Origin of the sequence: Serratia sp. FDAARGOS_506, assembly GCF_003812745.1 — a bacterium.
Lineage (GTDB): Bacteria > Pseudomonadota > Gammaproteobacteria > Enterobacterales > Enterobacteriaceae > Serratia.
The window spans coordinates 2,321,954-2,343,993 of sequence record NZ_CP033831.1 but is presented as its reverse complement, the minus strand read 5'-3'; the positions used below and the strand labels follow the sequence as shown (position 1 = coordinate 2,343,993).

Sequence of the window (22,040 nt, the reverse complement as noted above, 5' to 3'; positions counted from 1 at the left end):
CGATCGTGCAGCGGGTAAAATGTTAATAAAAATAATTAATTACGTTAATGTATCGCAAAAAATCATATCATGATTTCATTGATAACAAGAAACGTTATTGATAAAAGAATCATTCTCAAAAAAACGCAATAACAATATTACCTGGGAAATAACGATGAAACGCAAACACCTTTGGGTATTGAACCCTTGTCTGTTGGCAATGCTTGCTCCGGCGGCTTGGGCAGAGGATCAGAAAGCCGGCACCGAAGAGCAGTTGGTGGTCTCCGCCAGCCGTTCGCACCGCAGCGTGGCGGAAATGGCGCAGACCACCTGGGTTATCGAAAGCCAGGAGATTGAACAGCAGGTTCAGGGCGGCAAAGAGATCAAGGACATGTTGGCGCAACTGATCCCCGGCATGGACGTCAGCGGCCAGGGCCGCACCAACTATGGCATGAATATGCGCGGCCGCTCGATGATGGTGATGATTGACGGCGTACGCCTGAATTCATCGCGCAGCGACAGCCGCCAATTGGATTCTATCGATCCGTTCAATATCGATCATATCGAGGTGATTTCCGGCGCGACCTCGCTGTACGGCGGCGGCAGCACCGGCGGCCTGATCAACATCGTCACCAAAAAAGGGCAACAGGAACAGCAGGTCGAATTACAGATCGGCGGTAAAACCGGCTTTAGTGGCCATAACGATCACGACGAGAACGTGGCGGCGGCGGTCAGCGGCGGCAACGACAACGCCTCGGGGCGCCTGTCCGTTTCTTACCAGCGCTACGGCGGCTGGTACGACGGCAAAGGCAATGAAGTGCTGATCGACAATACCCAAACCGGCCTGCAGTATTCCAATCGCCTTGACGTGATGGGCACCGGCACCCTCAACATCGACGAACACCAACAGCTGCAGCTGACCACCCAGTACTACAAAAGCCAATCTGACGGCGACCACGGCCTGTTCCTGGGGGAAAACTTCGCGGCGGTGACCGGCAACGCCAAAGCTTACAACAACGGTAACTTAAATTCCGACCGCATCCCCGGCACCGAACGCCACCTGATCAACCTGCAGTATTCCAACACCGATTTCCTCGGCCAGGATCTGGTGGCGCAGGTCTATTATCGTGACGAAACCTTGACCTTCTACCCGTTCCCGACGCTGGCGGGTAAAGCGCCGAACTATTACGTCAGCAGCATTGGTGCTTCGCAGCAAAAAACCGATTTCTACGGCGGCAAGCTAACGTTAAACAGCAAGCCTGTCGATGCGCTGACGTTGACCTACGGCATCGACGCCGAGCATGAAAGTTTCAACGCCAACCAACAGTTCTTCAACCTGGCGAAGGCCCAACAGTCCGGCGGCATGACGCTGGAGAACGCCTACAACACCGGCCGCTATCCGAGCTATACCACCAGCAACCTGGCGTCGTTCCTGCAGGCCAGCTACGACATCAACCCGATCTTCACCCTGAGCGGCGGCGTGCGTTACCAGTACACCGAAAACAAGATTGACGACTTCGTCGGCTATAACCAGCAGCAGGCAATCGCCACTGGGGCCGCCACGTCCGCCGATGCCATTCCTGGTGGAAAAACCGACTACAACAACGCGCTGTTCAACGCCGGCCTGCTGGCGCACCTGACCGATCGCCAGCAAACCTGGTTCAACTTCTCTCAGGGCTTCGAGATCCCGGATCCTGGCAAGTATTACGGCAACGGCACCTACGCGTTGAACGGCGGCCATTACCAATTGCTGAAAAGCGTCAACGTCGGCGATTCCAAGCTGGAAGGCATCAAGGTCAATGCCTACGAGTTGGGCTGGCGCTATACCGGCGATAACCTGCGCACGCAAATCGCCGCCTACTACTCACTGTCCGACAAGAGCATCGCCATCAACAAAACCGACATGACCATCAACGTCAATGCGGATAAGCGCCGTATCTACGGGGTAGAAGGCGCGGTGGATTACTTCTTTGAAGACAGCGACTGGAGCGCCGGCACTAACTTCAACGTTATCCGTTCCGAAACCAAGGTCAACGGCGAATGGAAGAAGCTGGTGGTGGATACCGCCAGCCCATCGAAAGTCACCGCCTATGTCGGCTGGGCGCCGGGCGACTGGAATCTGCGCTTACAGTCGCAGCAAACCTTCGACGTGTCGGACGACGGCGATTACACCAAGGCTAACTCCACCCAAGGCCGCAAGATCGATGGCTATAACACCCTCGATTTCCTCGGCAGCTATGCCCTGCCGGTAGGGAAAATCAGCTTAAGCGTGGAAAACCTGCTGGATAAGGAGTACACCACCGTTTGGGGCCAGCGTGCGCCGATCCTGTACAGCCCGACCTACGGCTCGCCTGAGCTTTACAGCTATAAGGGGCGCGGACGCACCTTTGGCTTGAACTACTCGGTGTTGTTCTGAGGATAAGGGGCCGGCCTGCCGGCCCCGTTCATTCATTGGGCCGCGCCGTTTTAGAGAGCGGAAACGACGAAGCCCTGAGTTATCGCTAACTCAGGGCTTCTGAATAGTGGCGGAACGGACGGGGCTCGAACCCGCGACCCCCTGCGTGACAGGCAGGTATTCTAACCAACTGAACTACCGCTCCGCGCCATTCCCTCTTGCGGGGGAACGAGGCGCATATTACGGACGCCTCTCGGTTCCGTCAACGCCTTTTTCTCACCAAATGAACCGTTTGCACAGTTTTTCAACGAAGCGTCATCCCGCGCGTTTTTTTCGTGCAAAAACGCCGTTACTCGGCCGGCGCACCGCGCCACAGGCAGCTGCCGCCCTTTTTCGCTACCAGATCCAGGCGCGCCTCGTGCGCCTTCACTTCTTCGTCGCTGGCGTAGACCACTTTCATCGCCGTCGCCGGGCGAACGATGCGCTGAATTTCTTGCGCGGCGTCGTTTTGCTGGGTATCGCCTTCCATCTGGAACGCTATCGAGGTCTGACCGCCGGTCATCGCCAGATAGACTTCCGCCAGGATCTCGGCATCGAGCAATGCGCCGTGCAGCGTACGCTTGCTGTTGTCTATCTCATAACGGCTGCACAAGGCATCGAGGTTGTTGCGCTTGCCCGGGAACAGGCGGCGCGCCATCAGCAGGCTGTCGGTGATGGTGCAGAAGGTCTCGGTCTTCGGGATGCCCTGCTGCAACATGCGGAATTCGTGATCCATAAAGCCGATATCGAACGCCGCGTTATGGATCACCAGCTCGCCGCCGCGGATAAAGTCGAGGAACTCGTCGGCTACCTGATCGAAGGTCGGCTGGTCGGCCAGGAAATCGTCGCTGATGCCGTGTACACCGTAGGCTTCCGGATCCACCAGCCGATCCGGCTTGATGTAAACGTGGAAATTGCGCCCGGTCAGGCGGCGGTTAATCACCTCCACCGCACCGATTTCGATGATGCGGTGCCCTTCGTAGTGCACCCCAAGCTTATTCATACCGGTGGTTTCGGTATCGAGGACAATCTGTCTGGTGGTTGTAGAGATCATATTGCAGTGCTCACAGCGCTCGTTTATGTCAGACTTGGCTTTTATAAAACTGATAGGAAGAGTCTACCAGAGATGCTCAAACAGGTAGAAATTTTCACCGACGGCTCCTGCCTTGGCAACCCCGGCCCCGGTGGTTACGGCGCGATATTACGCTATAAGCAGACGGAAAAAACCTTCAGCGAGGGTTTTCGTCTGACCACCAATAACCGCATGGAAATGATGGCGGCGATCGTGGCGCTGGAAGCGCTGACCGTCCCTTGCGCCGTGACGCTCAGCACCGACAGCCAGTATGTGCGCCAGGGCATCACCAGCTGGATCCATAACTGGAAAAAGCGCGGCTGGAAAACCGCCGACAAAAAGCCGGTCAAGAATGTCGATCTGTGGCAGCGGTTGGATCTGGCCATTCAGCGCCACGAGGTAAAATGGGAATGGGTCAAGGGCCACGCCGGCCACCCGGAGAACGAACGTTGCGACGTGCTGGCGCGCGAAGCGGCCGGTAAGCCGACACAGGAAGACGTCGGTTACCAACCGGAAGCCTAAGGCAGCTTACGATAGCTCTTGGTCGCGCCCACCGCGCGGCTGAGAGAAGGTTTTCTCGCACCCAGCTTCATCGGCGTGGGCGTCAGCGGCAAGGTGCGTTTACGCGCCACAATCACGCTCATGCAACCCAGCGCCGGCAAATGGGTGCATAAAAACTTGCCGCCCTTGCGGTGCCACGGCAGCACGTGAAAACGCGCCTGGTGGAGCACCTCATAATTCAGCAGGCTGAGCCAATCCAGCAGCCGCATCTGGGTAAACATGCGGCTGACATAGGGCTGACGGCGACGCAGTCCGGGTACCAGCTTACCCAATCCCAGCAGGCTGAACGGGTTGAAGCTGCTGATAACCAACCAGCCGTCGTCGATCAACACCCTGTCCACCTCACGCAACATGCGGTGCGGATCGTCTGCATAGGACAGCGTATGCGCCAACAGGCAGGCATCCACCGACTTGGCGGCAAACGGCAGTTGATAAGCATCGGCGATCACCTGCAGCCCTTCGCCCTCCAGCCCTACGTTGACCTGATGGGAAATCGCGCATTTGTCCGTGGCCAACTCGGCGCTGAGCATGCCCATCTTCAGCAGATGGAAGCCAAACAGCTTCGGCCACCAGGGTTGCAACTGCCGCTCGAGCGCTTCACGATAGTACTCCCCCCACGGCAGCGCCGCCCAGGACTGCGGGCCGGTGAGCTTTTGTAGAGTATGGGCTGGTTTCATGATTTATTATCTTCTTTCAAGCCGTTGCCAACGAGAGGTACACCATGAATCTTATCAGCATTCCCGCCTTCCAGGACAATTACATTTGGTTATTGGATGACCGGCAGGGAGGCTGCATTATCGTCGATCCGGGTGAGGCGCAGCCGGTGCTCGAAGCGCTGCAGCGCCTGCAGCTGGTGCCGGCGGCGATCCTGTTGACCCACCATCATCACGATCACGTCGGCGGCGTAGCGCAGATCGTGGCGCACTATCCCGGCCTGGCCGTCTACGGGCCGCAAGAAACCGCAGACAAAGGCGCCAATCACATCGTTCGCGACGGCGACACCTTTAACATCGATGGGCGCCAGTACAGGACTATCGACGTCCCCGGCCATACGTTAGGCCATGTGGCATTCTATAGTGCCCCTTATCTGTTCTGCGGTGACACAATTTTCTCTGCCGGTTGCGGCAGGCTGTTTGAAGGCACAGCCAAACAAATGTACGACTCATTTCAACAACTCGCGCAACTTCCCGATAACACCTTAATTTGCTGTGCGCATGAATATACTCTTTCAAATCTTAAGTTTGCGCGGGCTATTTTGCCGGAAGATCGAGAGATTGAAACATATCAACAACATGTCGAAGCATTAAGGTCAAAAGGCCAAGCCAGCGTGCCGACCACATTGCAATTAGAGCGCAAAATTAACCTATTTTTACGTTGCCATGATGCTGATTTACAAAAGAAATTAGGCTTTAATTCGCCACCGGAAAGCCTTCATTCAGTTTTTTCCGAATTACGCCTGCGGAAAGATAACTTCTAAGCTTTTAGTTGTGTTATTTGGCGAAGCAAAGTATTATTGCTCGTCTTTTAAGCAACTACATTGACACACACATGAAGGCTAAAGCGATATTTCTCGCCTCAGTCTTGCTAGTGGGTTGCCAGTCGTCCAGGCAGGACGCACCGGCGCCAGAACAGCATGCACAGAGTTTGTCTTCGGCTGGTCAAGATGGTGAAGCAGGAGAGTACACAGCAAATGGCCGAGCGAGCTCGGCGCGGTGGTTGGATAACAACAGTCCCGCCGCGCAACAGGACCTGTGGAACTTCATTAGCGACGAGCTGAAGATGGAGGTTCCGGAAAATTCCCGGATCCGTGATCAGAAAAGAAAGTACTTAAAAAGTAAGAGCTATCTCCACGATGTAACATTACGGGCAGAGCCGTACATGTACTGGATAGTCGGGCAGATTAAGAAACGTAATATGCCGATGGAACTGGTACTGCTACCCATAGTGGAGAGCGCTTTTGACCCACACGCCACGTCAAGTGCCAACGCCGCAGGGCTATGGCAAATCGTGCCGCAGACGGGTCGCAATTATGGTTTGAAAAACAATCAGTGGTATGACGGTCGACGCGATGTCGTCGCCTCGACAACCGCTGCGCTTAACATGATGCAACGCTTGAACCGCATGTTTAACGGCGACTGGTTACTGACCGTAGCCGCCTATAACAGTGGTGAAGGCCGCGTTATGCAAGCGGTGAAGGCAAACAAACGCCAGGGTAAGCCAACCAATTTCTGGGCACTGTCGCTTCCGCGTGAAACGTCAATCTATGTCCCGAAAATGCTGGCGCTGAGCGACATCATCAAGAACAGCAAGAAGTACGGCGTGAAACTCCCGAAAACGGATGAAACCCGTGCACTGGCGCGTATCGATGTCGGACAGCAGATCCAGCTGACTCAGGCGGCTGAGATGGCAGGGCTTTCGGTCACCAAGATGAAAGCGTATAACCCAGGCTACAAAAAAGGCGTTACGGCACCCAACGGGCCCCATTACATCATGGTTCCCAAAGGCCATGCCGATCAGCTGAAAGACTCGCTGGCCGATGGCCAGATCGCCGTGACTCAGCCAACGACGCAGTTGGCGAAGAACAGCGGTTTGTCCGGTGGCAGTTCGTATAAAGTGCGCTCCGGCGACACCTTATCGGGCATTGCCAAGCGGCTGAACGTTAAGACCAGCGATTTGCAGAGTTGGAACAACTTACGCGCCAAGAGCGCCCTAAAAGTTGGGCAAACCCTGCAAGTGGCCAGCAATACTGGCAGTAACAGCAGTATCACCTATCAGGTTCGTAAAGGTGATTCGCTCGCCAGTATTGCACGTCGTCACGGCGTCGATATTAACGACGTGATGCGTTGGAATTCAACGCTCGCCAAAGGCAGTCTGCAACCCGGTCTGAAGTTGACCCTGTTTGTCGGCAACAAGCTTACGCCGGATACCTAAGTTTCCGGCACAAAAAAAGCACCCCTCGGGGTGCTTTTTTATTACCTGCGATTCACCAGACCGGAGAGTCTTTTTCCGGGTGGAACTCCACCAATAACGGATTGTGATCCGACGCGCTGGTCACCAGCACCGACGCCTCCACGACCCCCAGGTTACGGTAAAACACGAAGTCCAGCGGACGGCCAAAGGCCTTGCGGCGATGATCATCGGTGAAGCTAACCTCACGCAGCGCCATTTCGCCGGCAAAGTCATACAGCGCATTGATACGTTTACGGCTCCAGGCGTTGAAGTCCCCCGCCATGATCACCGGCCCCCGGTGGCTGGCGATCTGCTCGCCAATCGGCCCCAGCTGCTTGCTGTATACATCGACTCCCAGGCTAAAATTCACCGCATGGATATTCACCACCATCAACAGCTCGCCATTGTACAGCGGGTAAACGGTGATCAAGGCCGACTTGGACAGCCGCAGCAGCGGCTCACGTTCACGCAGCGGGCAGCAGTAAACCGGATGAGCGGCTGCCAGCGTCATCACGCCGGAAGGATGTTGCGGCAACACAAAGGCCGGCACCTGATCGGCCGCCAGATAGTTGGCGGTGGCGTAGCTCACCAGCTCCGGCGTGGTTTGCGCCTCTTGCAACAACACCAGTTGGGCATCTTTGCCATGATTTTTCAGCACCGAAAGCCAGTCGGCTCGCTGCTGTTTGAAAATATTCCATACCATGACGCGCAGAGCGCCGGTCGTCGGCAGCGCAGCCCCTGGTGGCAACGGCTGGTTAACGGCGCCAGGAAAGATTCGTTCAACTGGCTGGCCTGCAACATACCTCATTGCATAAGTTCGTTTCGGCACGCGATTCGCCTATTACCCATTAGCATGAAACTGGCGATAAAGACTTCGCCAACGGTGAATTGATTATACGCCTGCCCCGCACAGAGGGCATGGCTTTTACAGACATAACCTTTTCAGTTATAGGGGCCGTCTGCGGTGATTTCAATATTCTGAGGGTATAGCTGTGTAAAGGTGCCACATCAGAGGTGAGAAATGCGAAAAGGCCAGCAAAATGCAGATGGGGGCAAGAATGGATACGTTCACGCTCAAGTGGATGACGACGATGCCATGGCGTGATTAAATGACGAGAACGCTCAAAATTTCAAACAAAGTTTGCCTGTGGAGCAAAAATGAAAGCGAATTCGGACGAGCTTATCACCTTCGTCACCGTAGTGGAGAGCGGCAGCTTCAGCCGGGCGGCAGAGCGCCTGCAGCAGGCCAACTCCGTGGTCAGCCGTACGGTAAAAAAACTGGAGAGCAAGCTGGGCGTGACCCTGCTCAACCGCACGACGCGCCAAATCAGCCTGACTCAGGAAGGCGAAAACTACTTTCGGCAGGTGCAAAAGGTGTTGAGCGATATGGCCGCAGCGGAAAATGCGTTGATGGAAAGCCGCCAACGCCCGCAGGGGCTGCTGCGCGTCGATGCCGCAACGCCGGTCGTCTTGCATCTGTTGACGCCGCTGGTCGCCGAGTTTCGTGAACGCTATCCGGAAATGTCGCTATCGTTGGTCTCTTCGGAAAACTTCATCAATTTGATCGAACGGAAAGTGGATATCGCAATCCGCGTCGGTGAGTTGACAGACTCTACGCTGAAAGCGCGCAAGTTGATGGCCAGCTACCGGCGCATCCTGGCCTCCCCCGCCTACCTGGCGCAGTATGGCGTGCCAAAGACGGTAGCCGACTTGGAACACCATTGCTGTATCGGCTTTAACGATCTGCCTAACCTGAACCGCTGGCCGCTGGCCTGTGCCGATGGTCGCCAACTGGAGATCGTTCCGGGGCTGACCACCAACAGCGGCGAAACCCAGCGCCACCTGTGCCTGCACGGCAATGGCATCGCCTGCCTGTCGGACTTTATGAGTGATGAAGACGTGAAATGCGGGAACCTGGTCCCCATTCTGGTGGAAGACACGCTACCACTCGAAATGCCGATCAACGCGGTGTACTACAGCGATAGCGCCGTCAGTAATCGCCTGCGCAGCTTTATCGATTTTATTAGCGAGCGGTTAAAGTGATAAAAAAGGCGCTCTCTCGGGCGCCTGATGTCGTCATATCCGAAGATTAGTCCCAGTTGGGTGCCAATCCTTCCGGGCTGACCAATCGGCCGTTGCTTTCCAGCGCGGCAATCTGTGCCATATCTTCATCACTCAGCGTCAGCTGCTGCGCTAACAGGTTGCTTTCCAGGTTCTCACGCTTGGTCGAGGAAGGGATCACCGCGTAGCCGAGCTTCAGCGCCCATGCCAGGACCACCTGTGCCGGCGTCGCATTGTACCCCGCCGCGATACGCTTGATCGTCTCATCCTGCAACGCTTTGCCATACGCCAACGTCATATAAGAGGTGATGGCAATACCCTGCTGCCGTGCGAACGCCACCACTTTTTCATTCTGCAAGAACGGCGACAGTTCGATCTGGTTGGTTGCGATCTGATCGGCACCGACCGCATCAATCGCTTGCTGCATCAGGTCGATCGTGAAATTGGATACCCCAATCTGACGGGTAAGCCCCAGTCGCTTGGCTTCCAGCAGTTCAGTCATAAATTCGCCGACCGGCACTTCATCATTTGGTGATGGCCAGTGAATCAACGTCAGATCGACATACGAAGTCTGCAGCTTGGCCAAGCTGTCTCGCAGGCTGGGAATTAATGTCCCTTTAGCCAAATTCGCGAGCCAGATCTTGGTAGTGATGAACAGTTCGTCACGCGGCACACCGCTGGCGGCGATCGCCTGGCCGACTGCCGCTTCGTTTTCATAGATCTGTGCGGTATCGATAGCCCGATAGCCCAGTTCCAGCGCCGTGCTCACCGAGTCGATAACGGTCTGATCCTGAAGGCGGAAAGTACCTAAACCAAATGCAGGAATGCTCACAATATTTGCTCTCTCATTAGTGAATAAATAGCGATGCGAGAGAGTATGGCAATATTTTTAGTGAGCAAAAACGCCAGGTTCAGCATAAGACTTTTGACCAGCAGGCAACAATATTGAAGAAAAGCGGCAGAAACGGTGGCAAACTCGACGATATTTTGTGAATTTTGCATATGAAAAAGCCCTGAGTCAGAAACTCAGGGCTTATCAATTAAGTGGCGGAACGGACGGGGCTCGAACCCGCGACCCCCTGCGTGACAGGCAGGTATTCTAACCAACTGAACTACCGCTCCACCGATTCTTTTACGTTGCATCTCTCGATGCCGGCAAAATCGCGCTCTGCGATTTGCGCATTACCAGTCGTCACACTGATAACGTTTATTTGATGCCTGGCAGTGTCCTACTCTCGCATGGGGAGACCCCACACTACCATCGGCGCTACGGCGTTTCACTTCTGAGTTCGGCATGGGGTCAGGTGGGACCACCGCGCTATTGCCGCCAGGCAAATTCTGTTTCATTCCAACCGCGTCACTTTCGTGTCGCCATCAGAACCAATCTCGGAACTTCGCTGAAAATCTCTCTAAAACACCTTCGGTGTTGTAAGGTTAAGCCTCACGGATCATTAGTACTGGTTAGCTCAATGCATCGCTGCACTTACACACCCAGCCTATCAACGTCTTAGTCTTAAACGTTCCTTCAGGGGCCTTAAAGGCCCAGGGAAGACTCATCTTGAGGCAAGTTTCGCGCTTAGATGCTTTCAGCGCTTATCTTTTCCGCACTTAGCTACCGGGCAATGCCATTGGCATGACAACCCGAACACCAGTGGTGCGTTCACTCCGGTCCTCTCGTACTAGGAGCAACCCCTCTCAATCTTCCAACGCCCACGGCAGATAGGGACCGAACTGTCTCACGACGTTCTAAACCCAGCTCGCGTACCACTTTAAATGGCGAACAGCCATACCCTTGGGACCTACTTCAGCCCCAGGATGTGATGAGCCGACATCGAGGTGCCAAACACCGCCGTCGATATGAACTCTTGGGCGGTATCAGCCTGTTATCCCCGGAGTACCTTTTATCCGTTGAGCGATGGCCCTTCCATTCAGAACCACCGGATCACTAAGACCTACTTTCGTACCTGCTCGAGCCGTCACTCTCGCAGTCAAGCTAGCTTATGCCTTTGCACTAACCTCACGATGTCCGACCGTGATTAGCTAACCTTCGTGCTCCTCCGTTACTCTTTGGGAGGAGACCGCCCCAGTCAAACTACCCACCAGACACTGTCCTCACCCCGGATCACGGGGCCGAGTTAGAACATCAAACATTAAAGGGTGGTATTTCAAGGATGGCTCCACGCAGACTGGCGTCCACGCTTCAAAGCCTCCCACCTATCCTACACATCAAGGCTCAATGTTCAGTGTCAAGCTATAGTAAAGGTTCACGGGGTCTTTCCGTCTTGCCGCGGGTACACTGCATCTTCACAGCGAGTTCAATTTCACTGAGTCTCGGGTGGAGACAGCCTGGCCATCATTACGCCATTCGTGCAGGTCGGAACTTACCCGACAAGGAATTTCGCTACCTTAGGACCGTTATAGTTACGGCCGCCGTTTACTGGGGCTTCGATCAAGAGCTTCGCCTTGCGGCTGACCCCATCAATTAACCTTCCAGCACCGGGCAGGCGTCACACCGTATACGTCCACTTTCGTGTTTGCACAGTGCTGTGTTTTATTAAACAGTTGCAGCCAGCTGGTATCTTCGACTGGCTTCAGCTCCATCCGCGAGGGACTTCACCTACATGCCAGCGTGCCTTCTCCCGAAGTTACGGCACCATTTTGCCTAGTTCCTTCACCCGAGTTCTCTCAAGCGCCTTGGTATTCTCTACCTGACCACCTGTGTCGGTTTGGGGTACGATTTAATGTTACCTGGAGCTTAGAGGATTTTCCTGGAAGCAGGGCATCAACTACTTCTGCACCGTAGTGCATCGTCATCACGCCTCAGGGTTGGTATGCAACCGGATTTACCAGGTCACACCCCCTACACGCTTAAACCGGGACAACCGTCGCCCGGCTAGCCTAGCCTTCTCCGTCCCCCTTCGCAGTAACACCAAGTACAGGAATATTAACCTGTTTCCCATCGACTACGCTTTTCAGCCTCGCCTTAGGGGTCGACTCACCCTGCCCCGATTAACGTTGGACAGGAACCCTTGGTCTTCCGGCGAGCGGGCTTTTCACCCGCTTTATCGTTACTTATGTCAGCATTCGCACTTCTGATACCTCCAGCAACCCTCACAGGCCACCTTCAACGGCTTACAGAACGCTCCCCTACCCAACAACGCTAAGCGTCGCTGCCGCAGCTTCGGTGCATGGTTTAGCCCCGTTACATCTTCCGCGCAGGCCGACTCGACCAGTGAGCTATTACGCTTTCTTTAAATGATGGCTGCTTCTAAGCCAACATCCTGGCTGTCTATGCCTTCCCACATCGTTTCCCACTTAACCATGACTTTGGGACCTTAGCTGGCGGTCTGGGTTGTTTCCCTCTTCACGACGGACGTTAGCACCCGCCGTGTGTCTCCCGTGATAACATTCTTCGGTATTCGGAGTTTGCATCGGTTTGGTAAGCCGGGATGGCCCCCTAGCCGAAACAGTGCTCTACCCCGAAGATGAGTTCACGAGGCGCTACCTAAATAGCTTTCGGGGAGAACCAGCTATCTCCCGGTTTGATTGGCCTTTCACCCCCAGCCACAAGTCATCCGCTAATTTTTCAACATTAGTCGGTTCGGTCCTCCAGTTAGTGTTACCCAACCTTCAACCTGCCCATGGCTAGATCACCGGGTTTCGGGTCTATACCTTGCAACTAATCGCCCAGTTAAGACTCGGTTTCCCTACGGCTCCCCTATACGGTTAACCTTGCTACAAAATATAAGTCGCTGACCCATTATACAAAAGGTACGCAGTCACACCACGAAGGTGCTCCCACTGCTTGTACGTACACGGTTTCAGGTTCTATTTCACTCCCCTCGCCGGGGTTCTTTTCGCCTTTCCCTCACGGTACTGGTTCACTATCGGTCAGTCAGGAGTATTTAGCCTTGGAGGATGGTCCCCCATATTCAGACAGGATGTCACGTGTCCCGCCCTACTCATCGAACTCACGACCTGTGCATTTTAGTGTACGGGGCTATCACCCTTTGCTGCGCGACTTTCCAGACGCTTCCACTAACACACAAGCCGATTCAGGTTCTGGGCTCCTCCCCGTTCGCTCGCCGCTACTGGGGAATCTCGGTTGATTTCTTTCCTCGGGGTACTTAGATGTTTCAGTTCCCCCGGTTCGCCTCATGCCACTATGTATTCATGACATGATAGTGTGTCGAAACACACTGGGTTTCCCCATTCGGGTATCGCCGGTTATAACGGTTCATATCACCTTACCGACGCTTTTCGCAGATTAGCACGCCCTTCATCGCCTCTGACTGCCTAGGCATCCACCGTGTACGCTTAGTCACTTAACCTCACAACCCGAAGATGTTTCCATCGTTCGCGCTGCAAACATTTGAGAGACTCTATGACAGGTTACTCTTTATCCCAGTACATCTACGGAGGGACAAATTTCAGCCGTCATGTTTCAATTTTCAGCTTGTTCCAGATTGTTAAAGAGCAATATCTTAAACATGACTCGAAAGTCATCTTTAAGATATGGTGTATCGTCAGATACTGAGGACCGCCGCTTTCACCGGGTGGGTCGGAAGCTTGGCGTCCCCTAGGGGATTCGAACCCCTGTTACCGCCGTGAAAGGGCGGTGTCCTAGGCCTCTAGACGAAGGGGACACGACACCGTACTTTTATGACGCTTTTGCTCGTTACTTTTCATCAGACAATCTGTGTGAGCACGCCACTCGAACTAATATCTTTAGGTAAGGAGGTGATCCAACCGCAGGTTCCCCTACGGTTACCTTGTTACGACTTCACCCCAGTCATGAATCACAAAGTGGTAAGCGCCCTCCCGAAGGTTAAGCTACCTACTTCTTTTGCAACCCACTCCCATGGTGTGACGGGCGGTGTGTACAAGGCCCGGGAACGTATTCACCGTAGCATTCTGATCTACGATTACTAGCGATTCCGACTTCATGGAGTCGAGTTGCAGACTCCAATCCGGACTACGACATACTTTATGAGGTCCGCTTGCTCTCGCGAGGTCGCTTCTCTTTGTATATGCCATTGTAGCACGTGTGTAGCCCTACTCGTAAGGGCCATGATGACTTGACGTCATCCCCACCTTCCTCCAGTTTATCACTGGCAGTCTCCTTTGAGTTCCCGGCCGAACCGCTGGCAACAAAGGATAAGGGTTGCGCTCGTTGCGGGACTTAACCCAACATTTCACAACACGAGCTGACGACAGCCATGCAGCACCTGTCTCAGAGTTCCCGAAGGCACCAATCCATCTCTGGAAAGTTCTCTGGATGTCAAGAGTAGGTAAGGTTCTTCGCGTTGCATCGAATTAAACCACATGCTCCACCGCTTGTGCGGGCCCCCGTCAATTCATTTGAGTTTTAACCTTGCGGCCGTACTCCCCAGGCGGTCGATTTAACGCGTTAGCTCCGGAAGCCACGCCTCAAGGGCACAACCTCCAAATCGACATCGTTTACAGCGTGGACTACCAGGGTATCTAATCCTGTTTGCTCCCACGCTTTCGCACCTGAGCGTCAGTCTTCGTCCAGGGGGCCGCCTTCGCCACCGGTATTCCTCCAGATCTCTACGCATTTCACCGCTACACCTGGAATTCTACCCCCTCTACGAGACTCTAGCTTGCCAGTTTCAAATGCAGTTCCCAGGTTGAGCCCGGGGATTTCACATCTGACTTAACAAACCGCCTGCGTGCGCTTTACGCCCAGTAATTCCGATTAACGCTTGCACCCTCCGTATTACCGCGGCTGCTGGCACGGAGTTAGCCGGTGCTTCTTCTGCGAGTAACGTCAATTGATGAGCGTATTAGGCTCACCACCTTCCTCCTCGCTGAAAGTGCTTTACAACCCGAAGGCCTTCTTCACACACGCGGCATGGCTGCATCAGGCTTGCGCCCATTGTGCAATATTCCCCACTGCTGCCTCCCGTAGGAGTCTGGACCGTGTCTCAGTTCCAGTGTGGCTGGTCATCCTCTCAGACCAGCTAGGGATCGTCGCCTAGGTGAGCCATTACCCCACCTACTAGCTAATCCCATCTGGGCACATCTGATGGCAAGAGGCCCGAAGGTCCCCCTCTTTGGTCTTGCGACGTTATGCGGTATTAGCTACCGTTTCCAGTAGTTATCCCCCTCCATCAGGCAGTTTCCCAGACATTACTCACCCGTCCGCCGCTCGTCACCCAGGGAGCAAGCTCCCCCGTGCTACCGCTCGACTTGCATGTGTTAAGCCTGCCGCCAGCGTTCAATCTGAGCCATGATCAAACTCTTCAATTTAAAGCTTGATTTGCTTCCACTCGAGAAGCGATGCTCAAAGATTTACTGCATGAATTTTACTTCAGTTAGTCACTCTTCAAGACTTAATATTTTTTTTGCATCCAAAGATGCTGGATATCGTCTTGTGGAGTGCCCACACAGATTGTCTGATAAATTGTTAAAGAGCAGTGCCGAGAAACTCATCGGCGCGGGCTGCGTATATTACGCTTTTCGCCCTGAGAGTCAAGCGTTTATTTCGCTTTCCTCTCGCTGACCCGGCGGCTTGTCAGTCGTTGTTCCCGGTCAGTGGAGGCGCATTATAGGGAGTTCTCGGCGGGCCGCAACCCCTAAATGCAAAAAACTTTTCAAGCGCTCAAATAACCACCAAAAACGCCTTTTTAGGATATTTATTAGTCAAAAAATACCGGTTTTAGCGCAGCTATAGCGACAAACACCGTAAATATGAACAATCAAAGATAAAGAAAAGGGAGCGGTTGCCCGCTCCCTTTCATCTTCATTACGCTTGATTGGCGTTATTGGCGTGCAACGATATGGTCGTTTTCCACATCCAGCGTCACCAGCTTGCCGGGGATCAGCTTGCCGGACAGGATTTGCTGCGCCAGCGGGTTCTCGATCTCCTGCTGAATAGCGCGTTTCAACGGACGCGCACCATACACAGGGTCGTAACCGGTTTTGCTCAACAGCGCCAGGGCCGGTTCGGTCATGGTCACTTCGTAACCGCGCTCTTCCAAACGCTTGTACAGACGCGACAGCTGAATCTTGGCGATTGCAGCAATGTGTTTCTCGCCCAGCGGATGGAACACCACCACTTCGTCGATACGGTTGATGAACTCCGGACGGAAGTGGTGACTCACCATCTCCATCACCGACTCTTTCATCTGTGCATAGTTCATCTGACCGAAATGCTCCTGGATCAGATCGGAGCCCAGGTTGGACGTCATGATCACCACGGTATTGCGGAAATCAACGGTACGGCCTTGACCGTCGGTCAGTCGGCCGTCATCCAGCACCTGCAACAGAATATTGAAGACGTCCGGGTGCGCTTTCTCGACTTCATCCAGCAGGATCACCGAGTAAGGCCGGCGGCGCACGGCCTCCGTGAGGTAACCGCCCTCTTCATAGCCGACATAACCCGGAGGCGCGCCGACCAGACGAGAAACGGAGTGTTTCTCCATAAACTCGGACATATCGATACGCACCATGGCGTCGTCGCTGTCGAACAGGAACGAAGCCAACGCCTTGCAGAGCTCGGTTTTCCCCACCCCGGTAGGGCCGAGGAACAGGAACGAGCCGATCGGCCGGTTAGGATCGGACAACCCGGCGCGGCTACGGCGGATAGCATTAGAAACCGCGCTGACCGCTTCGTCCTGGCCGATAACCCGCGAATGCAGCTCTTGCTCCAGACGCAGCAGTTTGTCACGCTCTCCTTCCAGCATTCTGGCAACCGGGATCCCAGTCGCACGCGCCAGCACTTCAGCAATCTCCGCATCGGTCACCCGGTTGCGCAGCAGCTTCATGCTCTTGCCTTCGGCCTGCGTGGCGGCGGCGAGCTGTTTCTCCAACTCAGGGATTTTGCCGTACTGCAATTCCGACATCCGCCCCAGATCGCCGACGCGGCGCGCCTGCTCCAGGGTGATTTTGGCCTGCTCGAGTTCGGCCTTGATGTTTTGGGTGCCGGAGAGCGAGGCTTTTTCCGCTTTCCACTCTTCTTCCAGCTCCGAATATTCACGCTCTTTCTGTCCCAGCTCATCGCTGAGCATTTCCAGGCGTTTCTTGCTGGCGTCGTCAGACTCTTTATTCAACGCCTGTTGTTCCAGCTTCAACTGAATGATGCGACGTTCAAGCCTGTCGAGCGATTCCGGCTTGGAATCCATCTGCATACGGATGCTGGACGCCGCTTCGTCGATCAGATCGATAGCCTTGTCCGGCAATTGACGATCGGCGATATAACGGTGCGAAAGCGTTGCCGCCGCCACGATGGCCGGGTCAGTAATCTGCACGTGATGGTGCAGCTCGTAACGTTCTTTCAAGCCGCGCAAGATAGCGATGGTGTCTTCCACGCTCGGCTCCGCCACATACACTTTCTGGAAACGACGTTCGAGCGCCGCATCCTTCTCTATATACTGACGATATTCATCGAGCGTAGTCGCGCCGACGCAGTGCAGCTCGCCGCGCGCCAACGCCGGTTTGAGCATGTTGCCCGCATCCATCGCGCCATCCGCCTTACCGGCGCCGACCATGGTATGCAGTTCGTCGATAAACAGGATAACGCTGCCTTCCTGCTTGGCCAGATCATTGAGCACGCCTTTCAGGCGCTCTTCAAACTCGCCGCGGTACTTGGCGCCGGCGATTAAAGCGCCCATATCGAGGGACAATACGCGCTTGTGCTTCAGCCCCTCCGGCACTTCGCCGTTGATGATGCGCTGCGCCAGACCTTCGACGATGGCGGTTTTACCCACACCAGGTTCACCGATCAGCACCGGGTTGTTTTTGGTGCGGCGCTGCAGCACCTGAATGGTGCGACGGATCTCTTCGTCACGGCCGATCACCGGGTCCAGTTTGCCCTGTTCGGCGCGCTCGGTCAGATCGATCGTATATTTCTTCAATGCTTGCCGTTGGTCTTCGGCGCCTTGGTCTTCCACGCTGTCACCGCCTCTCATTTGTTCAATGGCTTTGCTGATTTTGTCGGCCGTTGCGCCGGCCGCTTTCAACAAGTCGGTCAACGAGCCGCGGTCTTCCAGCACCGCAAGCACAAACAGCTCGGAAGAAATGAATTTGTCCGCGCGCTTCTGCGCCAGCTTGTCGCACAGGTTCAAAACGCGCACCAGCTCGTGGGACGGTTGAACGTCGCCACCGGTGCCTTCTACCTGCGGTAAACGAGACAGCGCCTGTTCGATTTCGGTGCGCACGCGCCCGGCATCGATACCTGCGGAAGTTAATAGTGGACGAACCGTGCCCCCTTCCTGATTGAGCAGGGCGCTCATCAGATGTAGCGGTTCAATAAACTGGTTGTCGTGCCCAAGGGCTAGTGACTGGGCATCGGCGAGGGCAAGCTGGAATTTGTTGGTAAGACGATCCAGACGCATAACACCTCCAAGATGGGTCGAAATTGCTACTGGAGATTAAATGAGGTCATCCCTCAAATTTTCAAGGTTATCTCGACGCTAAATTTTCGGTACAACGCCATGCGTCGTTGGATCGTCCTAATTCAATAGGTTATATCAGCCAGATTAAACTTGCCAGACGTCCGGTTATTCCATCGCGTCGATAGGAGAAAAAATGACTCTTTTCGTTAACCGTGCAGTGGTCGCCGCCATAGATGGCCTGCACGCCTGCCCGCAACAAACGTTGGCGCGCCAGTAAGTAAATATTAGCCAAAAACTTATCGCCGTGCGGCATAAACGCCGCCGCGGCTTCGGCGTCTTCCGCGATAAAGGCGGCACGCACCTCCGGCCCGACTTCAAACTGCTGCGGGCCGATCGCCGGCCCCAGCCAGGCACGGATCTGGCCCGGTGTGGCGCTGAACGCCGCCACGGTTTGCTCCAGCACGCCGTGGCACAACCCGCGCCAGCCGGCGTGGGCGGCCGCCACTTCGTCGCCGTTCTGCGAGCAGAACAACACCGGCAGGCAATCCGCCGTCATCACGGCACACACCTGCCCTGGCACGTTGCTGTACACCGCATCCGCCCGCAGATCGGCGGGCGCTTGCCCCGTCAACGTCACCACGCGGGTGCCGTGCACCTGCTCGAGCCACACCGGCATCTGCGGCAAACCGGCGACGGTAACCAACCGTTCCCGATTGCGCTTCACCGCTTGCTCCTCGTCACCGACGTGGGCGCCGAGATTCAGCGAATCATAAGGCGGCAGGCTGATGCCGCCGCCGCGCGTGGTGCTGCAGGCCTTAACGCCGGGAGGCAACGGCCAGTCGGGCAGAATGAGCGAATTCATTACCAGTCCATCTGATCTTTGAATTCTTCGGTATCCGCCTTCAGCGCGTTGATCAAATCGACCATGTCCTGCGGCAGCGGCGCATGCCACTCCATCTGGATACCGCTGATCGGATGATACAAACGCAGCATGGTGGCGTGCAGCGCCTGGCGGTCAAAGCCGCGCAGCGTGTTGATGAAGGCTTCCGAAGCGCCTTTCGGCGGACGTGGACGGCCGCCGTACAGCGGATCGCCCACCAGCGGATGGCTGATGTAAGCCATGTGTACGCGGATCTGGTGAGTACGGCCGGTTTCCAGGCGCAGACGCAGGCGGGTGTGCGCACGGAAGTGTTCCATAATGCGGTAATGCGTCACCGCCGGTTTACCCATCGGGTGCACCGCCATGTGGGTGCGCTTGGTGGAATGGCGCGCGATAGGCTCTTCTACCGTGCCGCCGGCGGTCATGGTGCCGATCGCCACTGCTTCGTATTCACGGGTGATTTCACGCGCCTGCAGCGCTTCCACCAGCCGGGTTTGCGCCGGCACGGTTTTCGCCACCACCATCAGGCCGGTGGTGTCTTTATCCAAACGGTGCACGATGCCGGCGCGCGGCACGTCGGCGATTTCCGGGTAATGATGCAGCAGCGCATTGAGCACCGTGCCATCCGGGTTACCGGCGCCAGGGTGCACCACCAGATCGCGCGGCTTGTTGATCACCAGGATGTCGCTGTCTTCATAAACGATATCCAGCGCGATATCCTGCGGCTCCCAACGCGCCTCTTCTTCAATCTGTGCATCGATGGCGACTGTCTCTCCGCCCAGCACCTTCTCTTTCGGTTTGTTTGACGTTTTGCCATCGACCTTCACCCGATCGCCCAGGATCCACTCTTTTATGCGAGATCGTGAATAATCAGGGAACAATTCGGCCAAAGCCTGATCTAAACGTTGTCCGAGTTGAGATTCGGCCACCGTTGCGGTGAGTTGTACTTGTTGTGCCATATGCAGCTTCTTCGTTAACGTTGGGTTTTCACGGCGATGCCGTTTAATATAATGTGCTATTGTACCTGGTCTTTGTCGGGAGCTTAACGGACAGTCTCCCGGAATAACACCCTGAGGATAATCAAAACGTCATGACGCGTATGAAATATCTGGTGGCGGCAGCCACGTTGAGCCTGGCGCTGGCAGGTTGCTCCACATCCAAGGATGCGGTTCCCGACAACCCACCTTCGGAAATCTATGCTACCGCGCAGCAAAAACTGCAGGACGGTAACTTCAAGGGCGCGATTACGCAACTCGAAGCGTTAGATAACCGCTATCCTTTCGGGCCGTATTCCCAGCAGGTCCAGCTGGATTTGATTTACGCCTACTATAAGGCTGCCGACTTGCCGATGGCTCAGGCATCCATCGATCGCTTCATGCGCCTGAACCCGACGCATCCGAACATCGATTACGTGATGTACATGCGCGGTCTGACCGACATGGCGCTCGATGACAGCGCACTGCAGGGCTTCTTCGGGGTTGACCGTTCGGATCGCGATCCTCAGCACGCTCGCGCTGCGTTCCGCGACTTCAGCCAGTTGATTCAACAATACCCGAACAGCCAATACGCGACCGACGCCAACAAGCGTTTGGTGTATCTGAAAGACCGCTTGGCCAAGTATGAGCTTTCGGTGGCGGAATACTACACTAAACGCGGTGCTTACGTCGCGGTCGTTAATCGCGCCGAGCAGATGTTGCGTGAATTCCCGGATACCAAAGCGACGCACGACGTGTTGCCGCTGATGGAAAATGCCTACAAGCAGCTGCAGCTGAACGGCCAGGCTGACAAAGTGGCCAAAGTGATCGCTGCCAACCCGCAATAACCGCGCGTCGGCAACGACAGAAAAACAAAACGGCAGCCTCGGCTGCCGTTTTCATTGGCGTGGACCGGTTTTTTACTGGAAAAATACACAAGTAAAAACACGGTGTTAGCTAGTGCTCCTCACCGGTCAACTCATCGATAATGCGCCATCCGGCGGCAACTCTCAAGCATTAGATAACAAATTCAAATGCTGAATCACAGATTGAACTAACTTTGCAAAAAGTGACAAAAAATCGTGATTTACATCACGCATTTAAACAAAAAGCGGGGTATGCTGGATTCACCAAGACGGAAAGACAGAGAGGTAAGTTATATGACATTGAACATTACCAGCAAACAAATGGATATCACTCCCGCAATCCGCAATCACGTCGAAGACCGTCTCACCAAACTGGAAAAATGGCAGACCCAGCTGATAAACCCGCATATCGTCTTATCCAAAGAACCGCAGGGGTTTGTCGCCGACGCTACCATTACCACGCCTAACGGCCCGCTGGTCGCCAGCGCCAAACATGAAGACATGTATACCGCCGTTAACGAGCTGATCGCCAAGCTGGAGCGGCAGCTGAACAAGGTGCAGCACAAAGGCGAAGCGCGCCGCTGCAATGCCAGCATGAAAGACATCGTGCCGGAAGTCACGCAAGAGCAAGAATAACCGTCCGACTGCGATTGCCGCATCAAACGCGCCCGAGGGCGCGTTTTTTGTCGGGTATTTTTGTTGACGGGTTAAAAGCCAACGGTTACTTTAAAACCTGTTTACATCAACCTTAGGTAGACCATGCCACGTACACCGTTTTTCTTCGCATTCTTTTTTACCTTCCCCTGACTGGGAGGCGTTTCGTCGTGTGAGAAAGAATGCGAAGACGAACAACAAGGCCTCCTGGAAACAGGGGGCTTTTTTTATGGCTGTTATACAACGAATAA

Annotated in this window: 15 protein-coding genes, 3 tRNA genes, 3 rRNA genes and 1 other annotated feature; of the genes, 8 read left to right on the top strand and 13 right to left on the bottom strand. The window is 54.9% G+C overall.

Features of this window, described 5'->3' with window-relative positions:
* Window positions 1–154: 154 nt before the first annotated feature.
* Window positions 155–2,395, top strand: a complete 2,241-nt coding sequence (locus EGY12_RS11280; RefSeq protein ID WP_123893635.1) for a TonB-dependent siderophore receptor — start codon at window positions 155–157, stop codon at window positions 2,393–2,395.
* 107 nt (window positions 2,396–2,502) lie between these two features.
* Here EGY12_RS11280 and EGY12_RS11275 read toward each other — a convergent pair.
* Both EGY12_RS11275 and dnaQ read right to left on the bottom strand, forming a co-directional pair.
* Window positions 2,503–2,579: transfer RNA gene (locus tag EGY12_RS11275), tRNA-Asp, on the bottom strand.
* A gap of 144 nt (window positions 2,580–2,723) precedes the next feature.
* On the bottom strand, window positions 2,724–3,467 hold the full coding sequence (dnaQ, locus tag EGY12_RS11270) for a DNA polymerase III subunit epsilon (RefSeq protein ID WP_123893633.1): 744 nt from the start codon (window positions 3,465–3,467) through the stop codon (window positions 2,724–2,726).
* A gap of 72 nt (window positions 3,468–3,539) precedes the next feature.
* Between dnaQ and rnhA the strand changes: the two genes are divergently transcribed.
* Window positions 3,540–4,007, top strand: coding sequence for a ribonuclease HI (gene rnhA / locus EGY12_RS11265; protein WP_033649910.1), 468 nt, complete (start codon window positions 3,540–3,542; stop codon window positions 4,005–4,007).
* Here the strand turns inward: rnhA and EGY12_RS11260 are convergent.
* The gene (locus tag EGY12_RS11260; RefSeq protein WP_123893631.1) at window positions 4,004–4,723 is read right to left on the bottom strand and encodes a class I SAM-dependent methyltransferase; all 720 of its coding nucleotides are present in this window, start codon (window positions 4,721–4,723) and stop codon (window positions 4,004–4,006) included. The two genes, rnhA and EGY12_RS11260, sit on opposite strands and share 4 nt — an antisense overlap.
* A 44-nt stretch (window positions 4,724–4,767) precedes the next feature.
* On the opposite strand from EGY12_RS11260, the gene gloB reads away from it, so the two are divergent.
* Window positions 4,768–5,523 carry a hydroxyacylglutathione hydrolase gene (gloB, locus tag EGY12_RS11255; protein ID WP_123893629.1) on the top strand — a complete coding sequence of 252 codons (756 nt, stop codon included), beginning with the start codon at window positions 4,768–4,770 and terminating at the stop codon, window positions 5,521–5,523.
* A gap of 71 nt (window positions 5,524–5,594) precedes the next feature.
* The gene (gene mltD / locus EGY12_RS11250) at window positions 5,595–6,977 is read left to right on the top strand and encodes a murein transglycosylase D (RefSeq protein ID WP_049288128.1); all 1,383 of its coding nucleotides are present in this window, start codon (window positions 5,595–5,597) and stop codon (window positions 6,975–6,977) included.
* Window positions 6,978–7,029: 52 nt separating this feature from the next.
* On the opposite strand, the gene EGY12_RS11245 is transcribed toward mltD, so the two are convergent.
* Entirely contained in the window at window positions 7,030–7,824 is a 795-nt protein-coding gene (locus EGY12_RS11245) for an endonuclease/exonuclease/phosphatase family protein (protein ID WP_025160092.1), read from the bottom strand.
* Between the two features lie 329 nt (window positions 7,825–8,153).
* On the opposite strand from EGY12_RS11245, the gene yafC reads away from it, so the two are divergent.
* Complete coding sequence (gene yafC / locus EGY12_RS11240; RefSeq protein ID WP_123893627.1) at window positions 8,154–9,038, top strand: DNA-binding transcriptional regulator YafC; 885 nt, start codon at window positions 8,154–8,156, stop codon at window positions 9,036–9,038.
* A gap of 46 nt (window positions 9,039–9,084) precedes the next feature.
* On the opposite strand, the gene dkgB is transcribed toward yafC, so the two are convergent.
* From dkgB to rluD, 9 genes are all read right to left on the bottom strand, one after another.
* A complete protein-coding gene (dkgB, locus tag EGY12_RS11235; protein WP_123893625.1) occupies window positions 9,085–9,888 on the bottom strand; it encodes a 2,5-didehydrogluconate reductase DkgB in 804 nt (267 codons plus the stop codon).
* A 213-nt stretch (window positions 9,889–10,101) separates the two neighbouring features.
* A tRNA-Asp gene (locus tag EGY12_RS11230) sits at window positions 10,102–10,178 on the bottom strand.
* A 94-nt stretch (window positions 10,179–10,272) separates the two neighbouring features.
* Window positions 10,273–10,388 (bottom strand): 5S ribosomal RNA (gene rrf, locus EGY12_RS11225).
* Window positions 10,389–10,486: 98 nt separating this feature from the next.
* A 23S ribosomal RNA gene (locus EGY12_RS11220) occupies window positions 10,487–13,387 on the bottom strand.
* Window positions 13,388–13,626: 239 nt separating this feature from the next.
* A tRNA-Glu gene (locus EGY12_RS11215) sits at window positions 13,627–13,702 on the bottom strand.
* Between the two features lie 87 nt (window positions 13,703–13,789).
* Window positions 13,790–15,329, bottom strand: a 16S ribosomal RNA gene (locus EGY12_RS11210).
* Together the 16S, 23S and 5S rRNA genes with 2 tRNA genes alongside form the textbook arrangement of a ribosomal RNA operon.
* 512 nt (window positions 15,330–15,841) lie before the next feature.
* Window positions 15,842–18,415, bottom strand: coding sequence for an ATP-dependent chaperone ClpB (clpB, locus tag EGY12_RS11205; protein ID WP_004932446.1), 2,574 nt, complete (start codon window positions 18,413–18,415; stop codon window positions 15,842–15,844).
* Window positions 18,416–18,545: 130 nt separating this feature from the next.
* Complete coding sequence (gene yfiH / locus EGY12_RS11200) at window positions 18,546–19,277, bottom strand: purine nucleoside phosphorylase YfiH (RefSeq protein WP_123893623.1); 732 nt, start codon at window positions 19,275–19,277, stop codon at window positions 18,546–18,548.
* A complete protein-coding gene (rluD, locus tag EGY12_RS11195; RefSeq protein ID WP_123893621.1) occupies window positions 19,277–20,254 on the bottom strand; it encodes a 23S rRNA pseudouridine(1911/1915/1917) synthase RluD in 978 nt (325 codons plus the stop codon). The genes yfiH and rluD overlap by 1 nt, the downstream gene beginning before the upstream one ends.
* Before the next feature lie 131 nt (window positions 20,255–20,385).
* Here rluD and bamD point away from each other — a divergent pair, with 131 nt between their 5' ends.
* From bamD to EGY12_RS11175, 3 genes are all read left to right on the top strand, one after another.
* Complete coding sequence (gene bamD / locus EGY12_RS11185; RefSeq protein WP_004932456.1) at window positions 20,386–21,117, top strand: outer membrane protein assembly factor BamD; 732 nt, start codon at window positions 20,386–20,388, stop codon at window positions 21,115–21,117.
* A 312-nt stretch (window positions 21,118–21,429) separates the two neighbouring features.
* Window positions 21,430–21,771: a ribosome-associated translation inhibitor RaiA gene (gene raiA, locus EGY12_RS11180; RefSeq protein WP_123893619.1), complete on the top strand. Its 342-nt coding sequence runs from the start codon at window positions 21,430–21,432 to the stop codon at window positions 21,769–21,771.
* Window positions 21,772–21,893: 122 nt separating this feature from the next.
* Window positions 21,894–22,020: a sequence feature (Phe leader region), on the top strand.
* The gene (locus EGY12_RS11175) at window positions 21,895–21,942 is read left to right on the top strand and encodes a hypothetical protein (protein ID WP_101428074.1); all 48 of its coding nucleotides are present in this window, start codon (window positions 21,895–21,897) and stop codon (window positions 21,940–21,942) included. Its footprint overlaps the feature before it by 48 nt.
* Window positions 22,021–22,040 lie beyond the last annotated feature (20 nt).

Coding starts and splice junctions, on each gene's coding strand:
- EGY12_RS11280 (WP_123893635.1), top strand. CDS start 155: ATGAAACGCAAACACCTTTGGGTATTGAACCCTTGTCTGTTGGCAATG.
- dnaQ (WP_123893633.1), bottom strand. CDS start 3,467: ATGATCTCTACAACCACCAGACAGATTGTCCTCGATACCGAAACCACC.
- rnhA (WP_033649910.1), top strand. CDS start 3,540: ATGCTCAAACAGGTAGAAATTTTCACCGACGGCTCCTGCCTTGGCAAC.
- EGY12_RS11260 (WP_123893631.1), bottom strand. CDS start 4,723: ATGAAACCAGCCCATACTCTACAAAAGCTCACCGGCCCGCAGTCCTGG.
- gloB (WP_123893629.1), top strand. CDS start 4,768: ATGAATCTTATCAGCATTCCCGCCTTCCAGGACAATTACATTTGGTTA.
- mltD (WP_049288128.1), top strand. CDS start 5,595: ATGAAGGCTAAAGCGATATTTCTCGCCTCAGTCTTGCTAGTGGGTTGC.
- yafC (WP_123893627.1), top strand. CDS start 8,154: ATGAAAGCGAATTCGGACGAGCTTATCACCTTCGTCACCGTAGTGGAG.
- clpB (WP_004932446.1), bottom strand. CDS start 18,415: ATGCGTCTGGATCGTCTTACCAACAAATTCCAGCTTGCCCTCGCCGAT.
- yfiH (WP_123893623.1), bottom strand. CDS start 19,277: ATGAATTCGCTCATTCTGCCCGACTGGCCGTTGCCTCCCGGCGTTAAG.
- rluD (WP_123893621.1), bottom strand. CDS start 20,254: ATGGCACAACAAGTACAACTCACCGCAACGGTGGCCGAATCTCAACTC.
- bamD (WP_004932456.1), top strand. CDS start 20,386: ATGACGCGTATGAAATATCTGGTGGCGGCAGCCACGTTGAGCCTGGCG.
- raiA (WP_123893619.1), top strand. CDS start 21,430: ATGACATTGAACATTACCAGCAAACAAATGGATATCACTCCCGCAATC.